This is a genomic window from Allomuricauda sp. d1 (assembly GCF_039592695.1).
Lineage (GTDB): Bacteria > Bacteroidota > Bacteroidia > Flavobacteriales > Flavobacteriaceae > Flagellimonas_A.
Genome location: NZ_JBBUTK010000001.1, coordinates 1,118,841 through 1,135,028 on the forward strand (window position 1 = coordinate 1,118,841; position 16,188 = coordinate 1,135,028).

The window sequence follows — 16,188 nt, forward strand, 5'->3', positions numbered from 1 at the left end:
AAATTAACACCTCCTTTACTTTGTCCACCTATTGTCATGAGCCTGTAGACCTGGTGTATACCATGGTTTCTTTACGCCTTTGAACAACTGCTCTAGTTTTGGCCCATCAAAAAAATAAGCGATGAAAAACAATCTCACAGAGAAAATGCAGAGGCGTACGACACTAAAAATGTATTGGTCATGGCGCAAAGAAAATGTGAAACTCAAGTTGAATAAAAAACTTTTTTAAGATGGAGAATATCCTATCAAATTTACCAACCCCATTAGAATTGGTTTTTGACCCCATTTCATACATAGTATATGGTATCTACATCGTATTGATGGCTTGGGAAGCATTGTTGCCCGCCCGTAAACTGCCAAAAATCAAATATTGGAAGCTAAAAGGCTTCATCGCATTTACCCTATTTTTCTTTTTATCATCATACCTGCCTTTGATTTGGGACACTTACTTGGCCAAATACCAACTTTTTGATTTGACCATTTTGGGTACGGGCTGGGGTGCGGTCGTTGGGGTCTTGGTTTATGAGCTCGGGGTCTATGTATGGCATCGAAGCATGCACAACAGCAATATGCTTTGGAAGGTATTTCACCAAATGCACCACAGTGCCGAACGTTTGGATAGCTATGGCGCCTTTTATTTCAGTCCGATGGACATGATTGGCTTTACATTTTTGGGGAGTCTCTGTCTGGTCGTAATTGCCGGTTTTACACCAGAGGCCACAACACTGATCATTTTGATTACTACGTTCTTTTCAATTTTTCAGCACAGCAATATCAAGACCTCTGTATGGGTCGGGTACCTTATTCAGCGACCTGAAGCCCATGCAATACACCACGCTAAAGGCATTCATGCCTATAATTACTCTGATATATCGCTCTTTGATATTCTGTTCGGAACGTTCAAGAATCCGAAAGGGTATGACCACGAAACAGGGTTTTACGATGGGGCGTCGTCTAAAGTGAGTGATATGCTTTTGTTCAAAGATGTTTCAAAGGAAGAAAACTAGAAATCATTTTTGATGCAAGAAGCAAGGACTGGGTTTTCGAGCAAGATTGGATTTATAGCGGCGGCAGCGGGATCAGCAGTCGGTTTGGGAAACATCTGGAAGTTTCCCTTTGAAGTGGGTGAAAGCGGTGGAGCGGCTTTTGTAATCATCTATTTGATATTTTGCTTCACGCTCTGCTTTCCCTTGATGGTGGCTGAAATTGCCATTGGCAGAAAGACCCAGAGAAACCCCGTGGGTGCGTTTACTGTTCTGGGGCATGGCAAATGGTCATTCATTGGAAAAATGGGCCTTTTTTCGTGTATTCTGATTTTGTCTTTTTACAATGTAGTGGCTGGTTGGTGCTTTGGCTATCTGGTAGAAATATTGCTGGGCAATTTTTCCATTGGCGAGCAGTTTCCCCTTTTTGTCAAAGACATCATCAAAGTGGGGGGCTATTCCGTTATTTTTATGGCTACCACGGCATATATTGTTTCCAAGGGCATTTCTAAAGGAGTTGAAAAGGCTGCAAAACTCCTGATGCCCATTTTGTTCTTCATCATTATTCTGTTGGCCGCTTACGCAATGACCCTACCGGGGGCTGCCGAAGCGGTGGAATTTTACCTTCTGCCTGATTTCTCAAAAATTACGGGAAAGGTAGTCTACAATGCCTTGGGACACGCTTTTTTCTCCTTGTCATTGGGCATGGGCGCTATGATTACATACGGAAGCTATGTCAGCAAAGAAGATAATATCATCAGTTCAGCAGTTGCCATAACATTGCTCGATGTAGGTATTGCCTTTTTGGCCGGGCTGATGCTGTTCCCCATTGTGATTTCTCAGGGATTGGACACCCATGGTGGGGCCGGATTGGTCTTTATGTCATTGCCAAGAGTGTTTGGCGACATGGGAACTGTATTAGGCACTGTTGTTGGAACACTTTTTTTCTTGTTGTTGTCCTTTGCCGCCCTGACTTCAACAGTATCCATATTGGAGATTCCGGTTTCGTATCTGGTCGATGAGAGAGCGATGAAACGACCCAAAGCGGTGTGGCTGGTCGCTGGCGGAATTTTTCTATTGGGAATACCGTCGCTACTATCCAATGGCTACTCTTCGTTTTTCACTCAGTTTGTCACCTATTTTGGAGCATCAGGGCCGACTGATTTTATGACCCTGATTTCCGATGTGGCCAGCAATTCATTTTTGCCCTTGGGAGGTTTTCTGATAGCGCTTTTTGTCGCTTTTATATGGAGGAAGGAAAAGCTTTTTAAAGAGATTTCAAACGGAGAAAAAGGCCACCCCAATAGGTTCATCTCCAAGTTTTTGGGATTCTCCATTACATATTTATGTCCGTGGATTCTTGGCGCTGTCTTTATACTGAACGTCTTGGATAAATTTTTTGGTGTAACCATTTATTAGACGCACGATGAACACTACCGAAGTATCTGGTCCAATCATCAATTACAAAAGGTTTGGCAAATTTAAGATTCGCCACGTACTGCCATCAGATAATGAACCTATAAAAAAACTGATTTTGGAAGTCTGGAGGGAGCTCAAAGCTGACAAGCATCATCTGAGCGACCCTGAACTTGACAACATGTTCGAAGCATATCACGAAGAAAAATCTGCGTTTTGGGTACTCACCGTCAATGACAAAATCATTGGCACCATAGGCATACAACCTTTACGCACCAATCGACAAATCGGTTGTGAGCTTAAAAAGTTTTACATCAAAAAATCATGGCGAGGATTTGGTATGGGTTGGGAACTGATTGAATGCTGTTTGGCAAAGGCCCGTGAGTTGAAGTACCAAGAGTGCTATCTAGAAACCGATTCATCCCTAAAAAGGGCAGGAAAAATATATGAACGATTAGGATTTGTGCCCATTGCTGAAGGTGTTGCTCTTCCCTTTACAAAATACCGCTGGCACAAAAAAAACCTGATAAATCATGACCATGAAAAAAATTTCAAAAATGAATAAAGTACTTACTCTCTTTTTGACGAGTGCTTTTTGTATACAGAGCCTTCACTCTCAAAAGATTATCTGTAGACAAGGTCAAATTTCTTTTTTTTCATATACCTCAGTTGAGAACATAGAGGCCCAGAACAATCAGGTCTTTAGCGCCATTGATACAGAAAATTCTAAAATTGAAATTAGCATGCTTATGAATGCCTTTATGTTTGAGAAGGCCTTGATGTATGAACATTTCAACAAGAATTATATCGAATCTGATATATACCCAAAAGCCACGTTTACAGGTAAAATTTTAGATTTTGAACCTAAGGTAGAAGGCACCCAGGTAAAAATGGTACAAGGGGCATTTACCATGCATGGAGTTACGGAACAACTGGTAATCAAGGCAAAAATCAAAAAATCAGGCAATGACATTACCTTGACGGGAAGTTTTGAAACATTGGTAGAAACCTACAACATAAAAATTCCACCACTATTGGCAGGCAATATTGCCAAAACAATAGCTGTTGATTTTAAGCTCGAATATCAACTGCAAAATGAAATGGAAATATCCCATACTTTAAAAACTACCAAATGATTCAAAGATTACAATTGATTACCAAGGTTATATACTTACTCGTAACGGTTGTTTTAGCATTTTCTGGATGTAAAAATAAAGAGGATGCATTGACTTTAGCTACATATACTTATTCAACAAACAATCGGATAGATAATTTAAAACCACTATCCTACGATTTGGAAAAGATTTTGGAACGGCGCGTAGAGATAAAAAGTTATCCGGATGTATTATCGTTCATCAATGGTATCAAATCCAACGATGTTGACATCGGATTTATTAATACGCTGGGTTATTTACTTCTTTCTTTGGATAACAAAAATATGCAGCCAATTGCTACCCTCAAGGTAAGGGATGATGCAGTAGACAATTATAAAACGGTTCTTTTGACAAATAATGAAGATATTACTGATTCAACTTCATTGAAAAAAAATGCCGATAAGTTGTCGATGACCTTTGTGGCAACAGGTTCGACATCCGGTAACCTTGTACCACGGCTTTTTTTGAGTTCAATAGGTATAGAATCTCCAGAGAAACATTTCAAAGAAGTAAACTACGGAGGAAATCATACAACGACCCTCGAAAAACTTAAAACTGGTAAGACCGATATCTGTGCCATTGGCAGCAATGAATACTGTGAACAGCTTCAAAAAGATTCCACACTTTTACAATCGACCAAAGTGCTTTGGATGTCAAAAGAGATTCCCTTGGGGCCAGTTTTAGTCAACAAAGAATTTTCAGGGCTTGATAAAGAAAGGATCATCACGCTGCTGGTGAACCTACATGAAACCGGACCTGAAACATTTAAGTCAATCAAGGAAGGGTGGTCAGAAGCTAAACAAGTAGAAAAATTTTATCCGATTACCGATAAATATTACGACTGTTTCAGAAAAGTAGATGGAAAAAGCACCCATTTATCAGCGGTCTTAAATTCTTTCGTAGGATATTAGTCGCTAAGAGTAAAAGTATTTCAAAAACAATACGACGTAAGTCTTCTTGGTCAATTGATTAATTTCGACCTATGCAATCCCGTCTTGTAAGTATCCTCATCCCCTTTAAAAACACAGCCCATTTTTTGGGGGAATGCTTAGATTCCATTCAAAATCAAACCTATACCGATTGGGAAGTCTTGGCTGTGGATGACCACTCTGAGGATGAGAGTTTTCAGTTTGCGAAATCCTTTTCCCGTAAAGACGAGCGAATCAAGGTCTTCAAGAATGATGGAATCGGAATCATACCCGCCCTACGAACCGCCTACCAACATTCCAGCGGAGAATTCATCACCCGAATGGACTCTGACGATATCATGAAGCCGAATCGGCTACAGGTCATGGTCGAATCCTTGCAGAAATCTGGTAAAGGATATGTGGCTGTGGGTCAGGTCCACTATTTTTCTGATCGCGGTATCAGCGATGGCTACGACCGATATGAAAAGTGGTTGAACGAGTTGACATCCAAAGGAAAGAATTACTCAGAAATCTACAAGGAATGCGTGATTCCCTCACCCTGTTGGATTGTCTATCGAGACGATTTTGAAAAATGTGGTGCCTTTCGGTCTGACCGATATCCTGAGGACTACGATTTGACTTTTCGGTTCTACGAGAGGAGGTTACAAGTGATACCATGTTCAAAGGTGCTTCACCTGTGGCGCGATTATGACACACGTACCTCACGTACCCATGAACACTATGCGCAGAATTATTTTTTGGATATCAAACTGCATTATTTCTTAAAGTTGGATTACGATCCCCATCGCCCATTGGTAGTATGGGGCGCAGGATTTAAAGGAAAAACCATTGCCAAAAAGCTGCTAAACCAAAACATTGACTTCACATGGCTATGCGACAATCCCAATAAAATCGACAAAAAAATCTATGGGCAGCCCATGCGACATTTTTCAGTTCTCGAAACGCTTAAAAATCCGCAAAGTATTGTGACCGTTGCCAATGAAGAAGCACAAAAAGAAATTGTTGGATATCTCACCAAATTGGGGCAACAACCGATGGATGATTATTTTTTCTTTTGCTGAAAGAAGTCTAAAGGCTTGGTATCGACTGTGCATTGTACCCGACCCAGCCTATCGCAGCCATTCACATAAACAACTGTTAAACTCATAAACTCTAAACAACAAACACTTCAACAATAAACATATTGACTATATTTGGCCAATCGTATTGGGAATGCAGTTCAAACATCCAGAAATTCTTTGGGCCCTACTCTTGCTCCTGATTCCCATTTTCATACATCTTTTTCAATTACGTCGCTTTAAAAAGACCCCGTTCACCAACGTTGCCATGCTGCAAAAAGTGGTATCAGAGTCTCGCAAGAGCAACCAGCTAAAAAAATGGTTGTTGCTTTTGTCGCGATTGGGATTGTTGGCCGCACTGGTCTTTGCCTTTGCACAACCTTTTTCAGCTGAAACTACGGCACTCACACCGAAGGAAACCGTAATCTACCTCGACAATTCCTTTAGTATGCAGGCCAAGAAAAACGGATTTTCATTGCTGGAAAGTGCCGTTCAAGAATTGGCGAAGAGCATTGACGAAGAAACCAGTTTTAGCCTGTTCACAAATAATAAAACCTTTAGGGAAACCACTATCAAGGATGTTCAAAACGAGCTGTTGGCATTAAGGTATTCGCACAATCAATTGAACATGGATGCCGTTCGGCTCAAGGCCGGCACTTTGTTCAAGAACAATGATGCCACGGTAAAGCAATTGATTGTTTTATCAGATTTTCAAAACCGTTCGATACGTCCTGATACGGTTTCAACCATCAAAGAATATCTTGTTGCATTACAGGCCGATGCCATCACCAATGTTTCACTTGACTCGCTTTTTTTTGACGACAGCACCTCATCTGCATCAGAGATCACGGTTCGTGTATCGGGAGCTTCCGCTGATGAAAACATCCCTATTTCCCTTTACAATGGTGAAAACCTGATTGCAAAATCCTCAGCCAATTTGAATGAAGACGGCAATGCCGAAGCAGTCTTCTCACTTCCCACCGGGCAAACCATCAATGGCCGTGTTTTCATCGTTGATGGCGGCCTATCGTACGACAACACACTCTACTTCAATATCGATGCGAAGCACATTATCAACGTTATGGGCATCGCTTCTTCAGATGGTGAATACCTGAGACGGCTGTTTCCACAAGAGGAGTTCAATCTAACCCTATCAAGCCTAGATCAGTTGGATTATAGCCAGATAGACCGTCAAAATCTCATCGTTTTAGATGGCTTGGCTCAAATACCCACAAGTTTGCAGCGTGTGTTGAAGAACTTCTATGACGATGGGGGGAGTCTGGTGATTATTCCTTCCAACAAAAGTGAGGTTACCACATATAACTCGTTATTGTCAAACTTTACCAGAATTCAATTTGGGGAATTGATATCTGAAACACAAAAAATCTCTGAAATTGCCTTTGACCACCCGTTGTACCGCAATGTTTTTGAGAAACGCATCAGAAACTTTCAGAACCCAGAGGTGAATAACTATTTTTCGGTGAATTCCAATGTGCTGCCGATACTGTCATTTCAGGGTGGTGCCCCTTTTTTGACGGGCGGTGACAGACTGTATGTATTTACGGCACCGATTGATGATGAGAACTCGAATTTCAAAAATTCACCGCTCATCGTACCCACATTCTACAATATGGCAGTGCAGAGTTTGCAAAGTCCAGAACCTTATTTTAGAATCAGTGAGCCAGCAACAGTTGATATCGAAGTATCTCTGGGGCCCGATAATATTTTAAGTCTTTCAAAGGAAGATGTAGAATTGATACCAAGACAGCAATCTTACACCAATAAAGTTTCCCTTTTTTTTGACGATAGTGTTGCCGAAGCGGGCATCTATCAAGTCAAGGATAAGGACAGTGTTTACCGAAACATAAGTTTTAACTATCCGAGAAATGAAAGTGAACTGCGCTATGCCGAGACAGAAAATTCCGATACGGATATTAGTTCGCTTTTTGAACGCTTGAAAGTAGCGAGTGAAGTGACCCCGTATTGGAAATGGTTTGTTATTTTAGCCTTGGTTTTTGCGCTACTTGAGGTTCTCATTCAAAAATTCGTTGCATGAACATTGTTCTGAAGTCTGCTACCATACTTTCACCCGATGACACGTCATTACATCGCAAAAAGCGGGATATTCTGATTTCAAAGGGAACCATAGAAAAAATAGCGGCGAAAATAGATGTCCCAAAAAATGTTAGGGCCATCGATTATGACAATCTGCATGTTTCAACAGGGTGGTTCGATTCGGGGGTGGGCTTTGGCGAACCCGGTTATGAAGAGCGTGAGACCATTGCCAATGGACTGAACGTAGCCGCTGCCAGTGGGTTTACTGATGTTTTACTGAATCCCAATACCAATCCCACGCCAGATACCAGCTCAGATATCATCTTTTTGAAAGAGCGGGCCAAAGGTTTTGCAACCAACCTGCACCCTATTGGCAATTTGACCGTAGGTGGAAAAGGTCAGGATTTAGCGGAACTTTTTGATATGCAGAAAGCCGGCGCGGTAGCATTTTATGATTTTAAACATGCGCTGTCAAATCCGAACCTTTTGAAAATTGCACTGTTATATGTCCAGAATTTTGAGGGATTGGTGTGCTCATTCCCTCAAAATGAGCAGATCAAATCCCATGGCAATGTCAACGAGGGGCCAGTATCGACAAAACTGGGCATGAAGGGATTTCCGTCGCTTTCGGAAGAACTTCAAATAAATAGCGATTTATTTGTACTAGAATATACTGGAGGTAAGTTGCACATTCCGACGATTTCCTCCGCTAAATCGGTCAAGCTGATTGTCGACGCCAAGAAAAAGGGATTGGATGTCACCTGCAGTGTCGCGTTGCACAACCTGTTCTTTACCGACGACGTTTTGGCTGATTTCGACCCCAATTTTAAGGTGATTCCACCACTACGCAGCAAAAATGATCAAAAGGCCCTGTTAAAAGGACTTAAAGATGGTACCATCGATTTTGTGACTACCGACCATACGCCGATGGATATTGAGCACAAACGTGTTGAGTTTGACAATGCAGCTTACGGCACCCTTGGTCTTGAAAGTGCTTTCGGTATTCTCAACCAGCTCTTCTCAACAGATGAAGCCATTTCGTTGTTGACAAAGGGCCGTGAACGGTTTGGAATATCAGTGCCCAAATTAAAAGAAGGAGAGAAAGCCAGTATCACGTTGTTTAATCCAGATGTTGAAAAAACACTTTCTGAAGAAGACCTTCGCTCTACCTCAAAAAATAGCATGTTTTTGGGTGCTCCGTTAAAAGGTAGCGTCTACGGAGTCATCAACAATGGCATACTTCAAGAATAATGGCAGAAAGGGTAGAAGGAAAAACCACAGCCATTATTGCCTATTGTACCATCGTGGGCTGTTTGATTGCCATCACCATGAATCTAGAACCAAAGCATGCGTTTGCAAGATTCCATATGCGACAGGCCTTCGGAATTCACCTGATTTTTCATGCCATAGCCTTTGTCTTCAGCAGTTATGACTTCTTTTTGGCATGGCAAATATTGACGCTTTGCTACCTGCTTTTGCTTGTTTATGGATTATTTCTAGCCTCTAAAAATCAAAAAATAGCATTGCCGATACTGGGAAGCTATTTTCAAAAATGGTTTACTTTTATTTCATAAATAGATATTAGACAGTAGACTTGAGATTTTAGACTTTTTTTAATTCTTAAAAAAAACCATAACTCTGAACTGGTAACTCTAAACTGATAACTCGTAACTCATAATTAAAATATGTCCCCCGCCCCACTCCCTTTAGAACATCTTGTACGGCCTTCAAGCCAGAAAGAAAATCCGCCTTTGGCATTGCTGCTTCACGGTTATGGCAGTAATGAAGAAGACCTTTTTTCATTCGCCTCTGAGCTGCCCGAAGAATTGTTGGTCATTTCGGCCCGTGCCCCACATAATCTTGAAATGTTCGGTCATGCCTGGTATGCCATCAATTTTGATGCAGCCCATGGAAAATGGAGCGATGACAAACAGGCCATTGAGTCACGTGAAAAAATTGTGGCTTTTATCGACGAGGCCATTGAAGTCTATGGTGCAGACTCAACCAATGTGACGTTGATCGGCTTTAGCCAAGGTACGGTATTGAGCTATGCGGTGGCACTCTCATACCCTCAAAAAATCAAGAATGTTGTTGCGCTGAGCGGCTACATTAACGAAGCCATTTTGGTGGATGGCTATGAAAACAATGATTTTTCTAGGTTGAACATCTATGCCTCCCATGGACAGGTAGATCAGGTCATTCCGTTGGAATGGGCCCAAAGGACCCCTAATTTTCTTAAGAATTTAGGTATTGCCCACAAATACGAGGAATTTCCCATAGGGCATGGCGTTTCGCCACAGAATTTTTATTCATTTAAAAGCTGGTTGGAGGAACGGATGTAACACTAAAATTAGTATAGGTGACATAGTTTTTTAGCAAAAAAGCCGTTTTGACTGGATTTGGAGTTGCGTTGGGCCTTACCATTTATGACTTGATATTCAAAAATGGGATAAATTACTCAAAACTGATTATCACCTTCATTGTTTCAATCCTCCTTTTTTCACTGTTCTTTTATGCAAAGGGTAACAAATCGTAAAAAAGAGTTATGGGGCATTTACTGACTCCTCGCATACAACAAATGGTCAAGTAGCGTAAAATCCACTCCAAAATCGTCTTTCAACTCATACTGGATCACCAAATCGCCCCAATATTTACCGTCTGAAAAATCGGCCAAAATCCATTTGTGGTTCAACACTTTTATTTTGTTGATTTTAAAATCACTTTCCATACCCTCATAGGGAATCAGGGGATTGTCTCCCTTGCGTTCATTGGTTTCCAAGAGCTTGTCTTCAATATATCGGGTCGGATTTTTTAAATTCAAATGGTCGTAATAGGCCAGGGCATCGTCATTGTTCTCCAAAGAAAAATATTGCATATCCAACAAGCGAAGCTTTTCTGCCTTCAGGGAATCTTCGAGGTTTGAAACTTTTTCTTCAAGACGTTCAACCTTAGCGTTTTGTGTTTTCTGATAGTTATTTGAGCTCACAAAAAGGTACAGGGCAATCAAGGCCATAAACACGAAAAGGTAGAGAAATATATTGCGTTTCATTTATACATTGATTTTTAAATTATCATGGGCCAAGTGCACATTGGGCGGCAGCTTGGCTTCCACTGCTTCGTGAAATCCCAGCAAATGGCTGATGTGGGTAAAATAGGTGGTGTCGGCGTCCACAGTTTTGGCAAAATCGAGTGCTTCCTCCAAGTTAAAATGCGAATGGTGGGGCTCTTTCCGCAGGGCATTCACGACCAAGACCTTTACATTCTTTATTTTTTCGATTTGGGCATCCTCCATCCGTTTGACATCCGTGAGATATACAAAATCCTTGATTTTGAAGCCAAAAATGGGCAATCGATTGTGAAAGGCCTCGATAGGTTCGACCATAAGCCCATTCAAATCAAAGGGTTCATCCTTATTGATTTTATTGACCTTTACCGCCGGTGCCCCGGGATAACGGTCACCATCAGCAAAAATATAATAGAACCGTTTTTTTAGGGATTTGATGACGCGCTTATCGGCATAAATCGGAATATCGCCCTGCCGGAAGAAAAAGGGTCGAATATCATCCAATCCCGCAGTATGGTCGGCATGTTCGTGGGTGAACAGAATGCCATCCAATTTTTCTATGGGGTTGGTCAATAGCTGCTGCCTAAAATCTGGGCCGCAGTCGATGACGTAATTGAAGGAGTTGTATGAAACCAAGACCGAAACCCGAAGTCGTTTGTCTTTGGGGTCATCACTCAAACAAACAGGATGCTGGCTGCCAATAATCGGAATACCCTGAGAGGTACCCGTGCCCAAAAAGGTAATCGTTAACCGTTCATCCATCCAAATCAAAATTATAACATATTTATGTAATTAAGTGGGGCAACTTTTTAACTTTGTAAATAGTGAACTACCTCGGGGCAAGCCCATGAGGCATTCAAAGCAACAGCAGCTTAAAATTTCGACAGTCCCGTCCCGATAGTTATCGGGAGTTATTGGGACCAACGCATATAAATCTCGATTATCGAGTTAAAACTGACCGCATGGCTCCCTTTCTCGACAAGGAAAGTGAATTTGAAAACATTCCTTCCATCAAAGCGAAAACCCTCCGCATTAATTTGAATCCTGATATCTATGGAACTTTCGCCGAAATCGGCGCAGGTCAAGAAACCGCGCGACACTTCTTCAGGGCCGGCGGTGCCTCGGGTACCATTGCCAAGGCCATGAGTGCCTATGACAAAGCTTTCAGCGATGCGATTTACGGTGTTGAAGACGACGGGCGCTATGTGACCCAGAGCCGGTTGAAAAAAATGCTGGACCATGAAATGAACCTCATGGAAGAGCGTATCGATAAGACAAACCGTCCTGATATGCTTTTCTTCTGTTATGCCAACACCGTCGCCACCATCGATTTTTCAAAACGCTACAAAGGTCACGGTTGGATAGGTATAAAGTTTCAATTAGATCCCAAACAGAAGGCGTACGATGAAATCATCTTGCATGTACGCTTTAAGCAAAACGAGGCACGGTTACAGCAAGAAACGCTGGGTATTTTGGGGGTCAACCTGGTCTACGGCGCTTTTTTCAAGCATGACAAGCCCAAAAAATTGCTGAAATACCTGTACGACCATATTGACCGTGATACCGTAGAGATTGACATGATCAACTTTTTGGGTCCTAATTTTTCAGGTGTTGACAACCGCTTGATGAGCCTACAGCTGATTAGAAATGACATGACCGATGCCGTGATGTTCGGGCCAGACGGCAACAATCTTTTACCAGCATCTGTATTGTACAAAAAGAACATTCTGGCACTTCGCGGAAGTTTTCGCCCGGTGACCAAGGTGAATATGGACATGTTCCAGAAATCGTACGACATCTTCATCCGTGAGCAGACCGTCGACTATGACAACACCATCGTCATCTTTGAGATAACATTATCAAACCTTCGGGCCTCGGGTGAGATTGATGAGCGTGATTTTATGGATCGGGCCGAATTGCTATGCTCGTTAGGGCATTTTGTGATGATTTCCAAATTTCAGGAATATTATAAGCTGGTCGAATATTTCAACAACTACACCAAAAACAGGATTGGCCTCACCATGGGCATCAACAATTTGATCGATGTATTCGACGAAAAATATTACCGCCACCTAAGTGGCGGCATCTTAGAGGCCTTTGGAAAGCTCTTTTTCAAAGATTTAAAGGTCTACCTCTACCCAATGAAAGACCCAGAAACTGGGCAGATTTTGACGAGCAACAATGTAAAGGTGCACCCCCGTATGAAAGAGCTCTACAAGTTCTTCAAATATAACGGCAAGGTGATGGATATCATTGACTACGATCCTGACATCATGCATATTTTCTCAAGGGATGTGCTCAAGAAAATCATGAATGGCGAAGACGGTTGGGAAGAAATGCTGCCCGAGGGAATTTCAGAAGTCATCAAAGAAAAAAATCTCTTTATCAGAAAGCAATTGCCCGTAAAAGAGACCCCAAAAGAGGAGGTCAAAAAAATCAAAAAAGAAAAGCCCGAGAACCAGGCCAAGGAAAAAAAGGAAAAAGTTTAATATTCTGATTGCCAATTGTTATAAACCTCCACCGAGCGTATGTTCGGTCAAACGACTTTGAGGCTTCTTTGTAACATATTCCAATAGTACAATTTAGATTTTTCTTAAGATGGATTTGATGTTGTGATGCATATTTTAGTTATTCTTACTTAAATCTTATCCAATGAAAAAAATTATGCTTCTGTTAGTCCTTTTACTCTCTTTTAGATTTAGCTACTCACAATATAAAGTGGAGCCGCCAGAGGGATACACTTTAGAAATAGGAAACATGGTATATATGCTCGAAGAGCTAAAAGGTCGTATAACACAGATGGTGCAAGATATGGGTACCGAACAAATAGACTATCTCATTGATGAGGATGCTAACAGTATTGGGGCATTGATTTTACACTTGGCCTCTACGGAAGCCTATTATCAGATAGAAAGTCTCGAAAATCGCTCATTTAACAAAGAGGAAGAAGAAAAATGGATGCTCGGAGCCGGTTTGGGCATTGCATCCAGAGAGAAAATCAAGGGTAAGCCCATAACGCATTACTTGGATATATGGGATGAGGTCAGAAGTAAAACCTTATCAGGATTGAAACAAAAAGACGATAAATGGTTCGCTGAAACACCCGATGGTGAAGTAAGCCACCATTGGGCCTGGTACCACGTTATGGAACACCAAGCCGTTCACATGGGTCAAATCTCGCACATCAAAAAAAGGATTCCTAAATAAGTATTCCCGAAACAATGAAGAAAAAAGTTTTTGTTGGAAAGGAAATATCTAGGAAACAAAAGTTAGAGCAATAGCTGGATGCTGGATGCTCAACAGAAAAATAATTTTCAAACATCGAGCACCTAGCATCGGGCATCGAACAAATCACCCTTCCAAAATCTGTGCTGCGTGTTCTTTGGCCTTTACCTTATCGATTACCCGCTCAACAACGCCATTTTCATCAATGACAAAGGTGGTTCTGTGAATACCGTCAAACTCACGGCCCATAAACTTTTTTGGTCCCCAAACCCCAAACGCCTCAATCACCGTATGGTCTTCATCGGCCAGTAGGGGATACGGAAAATCAAATTTCTTTTTAAAGTTCGATTGTTTGCGCTGTGAATCTTCACTTACGCCAAGAATCTCATAACCAGAATCTTGAAGTTCTTTGTAATGGTCACGAAGGTTACAGGCCTCTGTGGTACATGTGGGTGTATTGGCACGAGGATAGAAAAAAACGACCAATTTTTTGCCTTTGTAATCTGAGAGGTTAATGGTGTTGCCGTCTTGGTCTTTTGCCGAAAAATCAGGTACTTTTGCTCCTTCTTTTAATGTATTCATCGTAGTTTTTATAGTGTTTAATTATTTTTATTCAAAGTTAAACAAAATATGACCAAATCAGAAAAAGTAACTTTTGTAATCAACACTTTGAATGAGATTTATCCCACTATTCCGGTACCATTGGAGCATAAAGATCCATATACGTTACTTATTGCCGTTTTACTTTCTGCCCAAAGTACCGATGTACGGGTCAATCAGATTACCCCTTTGCTTTTTGAACGGGCCGATAATCCGTTTGATATGGTCAAACTTTCGGTGGATGAAATCCGTGAAATCATCAAACCTGTCGGGCTTTCGCCCATGAAATCCAAAGGCATCTATGGTCTATCAAAAATCTTGATTGAAAAATACGATGGAAAAGTGCCACAGGATATTGATTTGTTGGAAGAACTACCTTCCGTGGGCCACAAAACGGCCAGCGTGGTGGTTTCTCAAGCTTTTGGCATTCCTGCTTTTCCTGTGGATACCCACATCCACCGATTGATGTACCGTTGGGGATTTTCAAACGGGAAAAATGTGGTGCAGACCGAAAAAGATGCCAAACGATTGTTTCCAAAAGAACTGTGGAATCGATTGCATCTTCAAATTATTTGGTACGGACGGGAATATTCTCCCGCACGTGGTTGGGATTTTGAGAACGACATCATCACGAAGACCATCGGCAGAAAATCGGTCATCAACGAGTGGTACAAACATAAAAAAAGCCGCTAAAAGCGGCTTTTATATTGTTCTTTCCGGATATTAATTCAAAATTGACTCGAATTTAATATCTTGATAATCAGTAATTTGTAATGATTTTGAAAATCCCAATAAAAACTTGACCGTTTCGGGCCTTGCTTTTACGATTTTACATTTTTGTCGTTCTTCAGAGTAAATTCCTTCCATATTTCAGCGTTATAGTTATATATCAATAACGCCACCAAAATGGAAATATTGTTTCGTTCGACCAGCTGCCGATTAATTCGTTAAAACGATATTGTGCTTGTTGACAATCTTTCTGAGGTTGATCAGTGCGTAGCGCATCCTTCCTAAAGCCGTGTTGATACTGACACCAGTGTTTTCTGCAATTTCTTTAAAGCTCATGTCTTTGTAGATACGCATCATTAAAACCTCTCTTTGGTCATCGGGCAGTTCTTCTATCAAAATGGATAGGTCGCTATCGATCTGGTCTTTTATCAACTGTTTTTCAGCATTCAATTTATCATCTTTGATGACCGAGAAAATGTTGAAATCATCACTGCCTTCAAATTTGGGCATACGCTTGTTCTTACGAAAGTGGTCAATGATAAGGTTGTGGGCGATACGCATGACCCAAGGCAAAAATTTGCCTTCTTCGCTATAAGAACCTCTTTTTAAGGTTTTTATCACTTTGATGAACGTATCTTGAAAGATGTCTTCCGTGATATCCCTATCCAAGACCTTTGAATAGATAAAACTTGAAATTCTTTGGTTGTGGCGGTTGATTAAGGTTTCGAGGGCTTTTTCGTCTCCGTCAATATAATTTCTGACAAGTACCGAGTCGTCTATCTGTAGTTCCATACAAATTACTTTTTTGGTTAAATCACATACCTTCCCTTTACAAGAAAGGCTTTGGAGCTATTAGTTTAATCTTAAAAAGTAATTATACTGTATAGGCCTATTCAGATTTTAATTACACTTCAAATATAGGATGATGAAGTGTTTGTAATGAAACTTATGTTGTGAGTTGCGTTATTTTAGATG

General features: G+C 41.1%; 17 protein-coding genes. 13 read left to right on the top strand and 4 right to left on the bottom strand.

Going from position 1 to position 16,188, the window contains the following annotated elements; all coding sequences use genetic code 11:
* Nucleotides 1–230: 230 nt before the first annotated feature.
* From AAAH86_RS05225 to AAAH86_RS05270, 10 genes are all read left to right on the top strand, one after another.
* On the top strand, nucleotides 231–1,007 hold the full coding sequence (locus AAAH86_RS05225; RefSeq protein ID WP_343486459.1) for a sterol desaturase family protein: 777 nt from the start codon (nucleotides 231–233) through the stop codon (nucleotides 1,005–1,007).
* A 12-nt stretch (nucleotides 1,008–1,019) separates the two neighbouring features.
* On the top strand, nucleotides 1,020–2,402 hold the full coding sequence (locus AAAH86_RS05230; RefSeq protein ID WP_343486460.1) for a sodium-dependent transporter: 1,383 nt from the start codon (nucleotides 1,020–1,022) through the stop codon (nucleotides 2,400–2,402).
* Nucleotides 2,403–2,409: 7 nt separating this feature from the next.
* A complete protein-coding gene (locus tag AAAH86_RS05235; protein ID WP_343486461.1) occupies nucleotides 2,410–2,964 on the top strand; it encodes a GNAT family N-acetyltransferase in 555 nt (184 codons plus the stop codon).
* Nucleotides 2,957–3,535 carry a YceI family protein gene (locus AAAH86_RS05240; protein ID WP_343486462.1) on the top strand — a complete coding sequence of 193 codons (579 nt, stop codon included), beginning with the start codon at nucleotides 2,957–2,959 and terminating at the stop codon, nucleotides 3,533–3,535. The genes AAAH86_RS05235 and AAAH86_RS05240 overlap by 8 nt, the downstream gene beginning before the upstream one ends.
* The gene (locus AAAH86_RS05245) at nucleotides 3,532–4,464 is read left to right on the top strand and encodes a PhnD/SsuA/transferrin family substrate-binding protein (protein ID WP_343486463.1); all 933 of its coding nucleotides are present in this window, start codon (nucleotides 3,532–3,534) and stop codon (nucleotides 4,462–4,464) included. Before AAAH86_RS05240 ends, AAAH86_RS05245 begins: the two co-directional genes overlap by 4 nt.
* 71 nt (nucleotides 4,465–4,535) lie before the next feature.
* Entirely contained in the window at nucleotides 4,536–5,543 is a 1,008-nt protein-coding gene (locus AAAH86_RS05250) for a glycosyltransferase family 2 protein (protein WP_343486464.1), read from the top strand.
* 151 nt (nucleotides 5,544–5,694) lie between these two features.
* Nucleotides 5,695–7,596, top strand: coding sequence for a BatA domain-containing protein (locus AAAH86_RS05255; RefSeq protein ID WP_343486465.1), 1,902 nt, complete (start codon nucleotides 5,695–5,697; stop codon nucleotides 7,594–7,596).
* Nucleotides 7,593–8,846, top strand: a complete 1,254-nt coding sequence (locus AAAH86_RS05260) for a dihydroorotase (protein ID WP_343486466.1) — start codon at nucleotides 7,593–7,595, stop codon at nucleotides 8,844–8,846. The genes AAAH86_RS05255 and AAAH86_RS05260 overlap by 4 nt, the downstream gene beginning before the upstream one ends.
* Entirely contained in the window at nucleotides 8,846–9,169 is a 324-nt protein-coding gene (locus tag AAAH86_RS05265) for a hypothetical protein (RefSeq protein ID WP_343486467.1), read from the top strand. The genes AAAH86_RS05260 and AAAH86_RS05265 overlap by 1 nt, the downstream gene beginning before the upstream one ends.
* A gap of 111 nt (nucleotides 9,170–9,280) precedes the next feature.
* Nucleotides 9,281–9,937 carry an alpha/beta fold hydrolase gene (locus AAAH86_RS05270; protein WP_343486468.1) on the top strand — a complete coding sequence of 219 codons (657 nt, stop codon included), beginning with the start codon at nucleotides 9,281–9,283 and terminating at the stop codon, nucleotides 9,935–9,937.
* A 212-nt stretch (nucleotides 9,938–10,149) separates the two neighbouring features.
* Here AAAH86_RS05270 and AAAH86_RS05275 read toward each other — a convergent pair whose 3' ends face one another.
* Nucleotides 10,150–10,644 carry a hydrolase gene (locus AAAH86_RS05275; protein ID WP_343486469.1) on the bottom strand — a complete coding sequence of 165 codons (495 nt, stop codon included), beginning with the start codon at nucleotides 10,642–10,644 and terminating at the stop codon, nucleotides 10,150–10,152.
* On the bottom strand, nucleotides 10,645–11,421 hold the full coding sequence (locus tag AAAH86_RS05280) for an MBL fold metallo-hydrolase (protein WP_343486470.1): 777 nt from the start codon (nucleotides 11,419–11,421) through the stop codon (nucleotides 10,645–10,647).
* A gap of 200 nt (nucleotides 11,422–11,621) precedes the next feature.
* Here AAAH86_RS05280 and AAAH86_RS05285 point away from each other — a divergent pair, with 200 nt between their 5' ends.
* Together AAAH86_RS05285 and AAAH86_RS05290 are read left to right on the top strand one after the other, a co-directional pair.
* Entirely contained in the window at nucleotides 11,622–13,148 is a 1,527-nt protein-coding gene (locus AAAH86_RS05285; RefSeq protein ID WP_343486471.1) for a TonB-dependent receptor, read from the top strand.
* A gap of 175 nt (nucleotides 13,149–13,323) precedes the next feature.
* Nucleotides 13,324–13,866 (top strand): DinB family protein, encoded by a 543-nt coding sequence (locus AAAH86_RS05290; RefSeq protein WP_343486472.1) that lies wholly within the window; start codon nucleotides 13,324–13,326, stop codon nucleotides 13,864–13,866.
* A 144-nt stretch (nucleotides 13,867–14,010) separates the two neighbouring features.
* Here AAAH86_RS05290 and bcp read toward each other — a convergent pair whose 3' ends face one another.
* Nucleotides 14,011–14,466, bottom strand: coding sequence for a thioredoxin-dependent thiol peroxidase (gene bcp / locus AAAH86_RS05295; protein WP_343486473.1), 456 nt, complete (start codon nucleotides 14,464–14,466; stop codon nucleotides 14,011–14,013).
* Between the two features lie 48 nt (nucleotides 14,467–14,514).
* Between bcp and nth the strand changes: the two genes are divergently transcribed.
* Entirely contained in the window at nucleotides 14,515–15,177 is a 663-nt protein-coding gene (gene nth / locus AAAH86_RS05300; protein ID WP_343486474.1) for an endonuclease III, read from the top strand.
* 246 nt (nucleotides 15,178–15,423) lie between these two features.
* On the opposite strand, the gene AAAH86_RS05305 is transcribed toward nth, so the two are convergent.
* Complete coding sequence (locus AAAH86_RS05305; protein ID WP_343486475.1) at nucleotides 15,424–16,005, bottom strand: sigma-70 family RNA polymerase sigma factor; 582 nt, start codon at nucleotides 16,003–16,005, stop codon at nucleotides 15,424–15,426.
* Nucleotides 16,006–16,188 lie beyond the last annotated feature (183 nt).

Coding starts and splice junctions, on each gene's coding strand:
- AAAH86_RS05225 (WP_343486459.1), top strand. CDS start 231: ATGGAGAATATCCTATCAAATTTACCAACCCCATTAGAATTGGTTTTT.
- AAAH86_RS05230 (WP_343486460.1), top strand. CDS start 1,020: ATGCAAGAAGCAAGGACTGGGTTTTCGAGCAAGATTGGATTTATAGCG.
- AAAH86_RS05235 (WP_343486461.1), top strand. CDS start 2,410: ATGAACACTACCGAAGTATCTGGTCCAATCATCAATTACAAAAGGTTT.
- AAAH86_RS05240 (WP_343486462.1), top strand. CDS start 2,957: ATGAATAAAGTACTTACTCTCTTTTTGACGAGTGCTTTTTGTATACAG.
- AAAH86_RS05245 (WP_343486463.1), top strand. CDS start 3,532: ATGATTCAAAGATTACAATTGATTACCAAGGTTATATACTTACTCGTA.
- AAAH86_RS05250 (WP_343486464.1), top strand. CDS start 4,536: ATGCAATCCCGTCTTGTAAGTATCCTCATCCCCTTTAAAAACACAGCC.
- AAAH86_RS05255 (WP_343486465.1), top strand. CDS start 5,695: ATGCAGTTCAAACATCCAGAAATTCTTTGGGCCCTACTCTTGCTCCTG.
- AAAH86_RS05260 (WP_343486466.1), top strand. CDS start 7,593: ATGAACATTGTTCTGAAGTCTGCTACCATACTTTCACCCGATGACACG.
- AAAH86_RS05265 (WP_343486467.1), top strand. CDS start 8,846: ATGGCAGAAAGGGTAGAAGGAAAAACCACAGCCATTATTGCCTATTGT.
- AAAH86_RS05270 (WP_343486468.1), top strand. CDS start 9,281: ATGTCCCCCGCCCCACTCCCTTTAGAACATCTTGTACGGCCTTCAAGC.
- AAAH86_RS05275 (WP_343486469.1), bottom strand. CDS start 10,644: ATGAAACGCAATATATTTCTCTACCTTTTCGTGTTTATGGCCTTGATT.
- AAAH86_RS05280 (WP_343486470.1), bottom strand. CDS start 11,421: ATGGATGAACGGTTAACGATTACCTTTTTGGGCACGGGTACCTCTCAG.
- AAAH86_RS05285 (WP_343486471.1), top strand. CDS start 11,622: ATGGCTCCCTTTCTCGACAAGGAAAGTGAATTTGAAAACATTCCTTCC.
- AAAH86_RS05290 (WP_343486472.1), top strand. CDS start 13,324: ATGCTTCTGTTAGTCCTTTTACTCTCTTTTAGATTTAGCTACTCACAA.
- bcp (WP_343486473.1), bottom strand. CDS start 14,466: ATGAATACATTAAAAGAAGGAGCAAAAGTACCTGATTTTTCGGCAAAA.
- nth (WP_343486474.1), top strand. CDS start 14,515: ATGACCAAATCAGAAAAAGTAACTTTTGTAATCAACACTTTGAATGAG.
- AAAH86_RS05305 (WP_343486475.1), bottom strand. CDS start 16,005: ATGGAACTACAGATAGACGACTCGGTACTTGTCAGAAATTATATTGAC.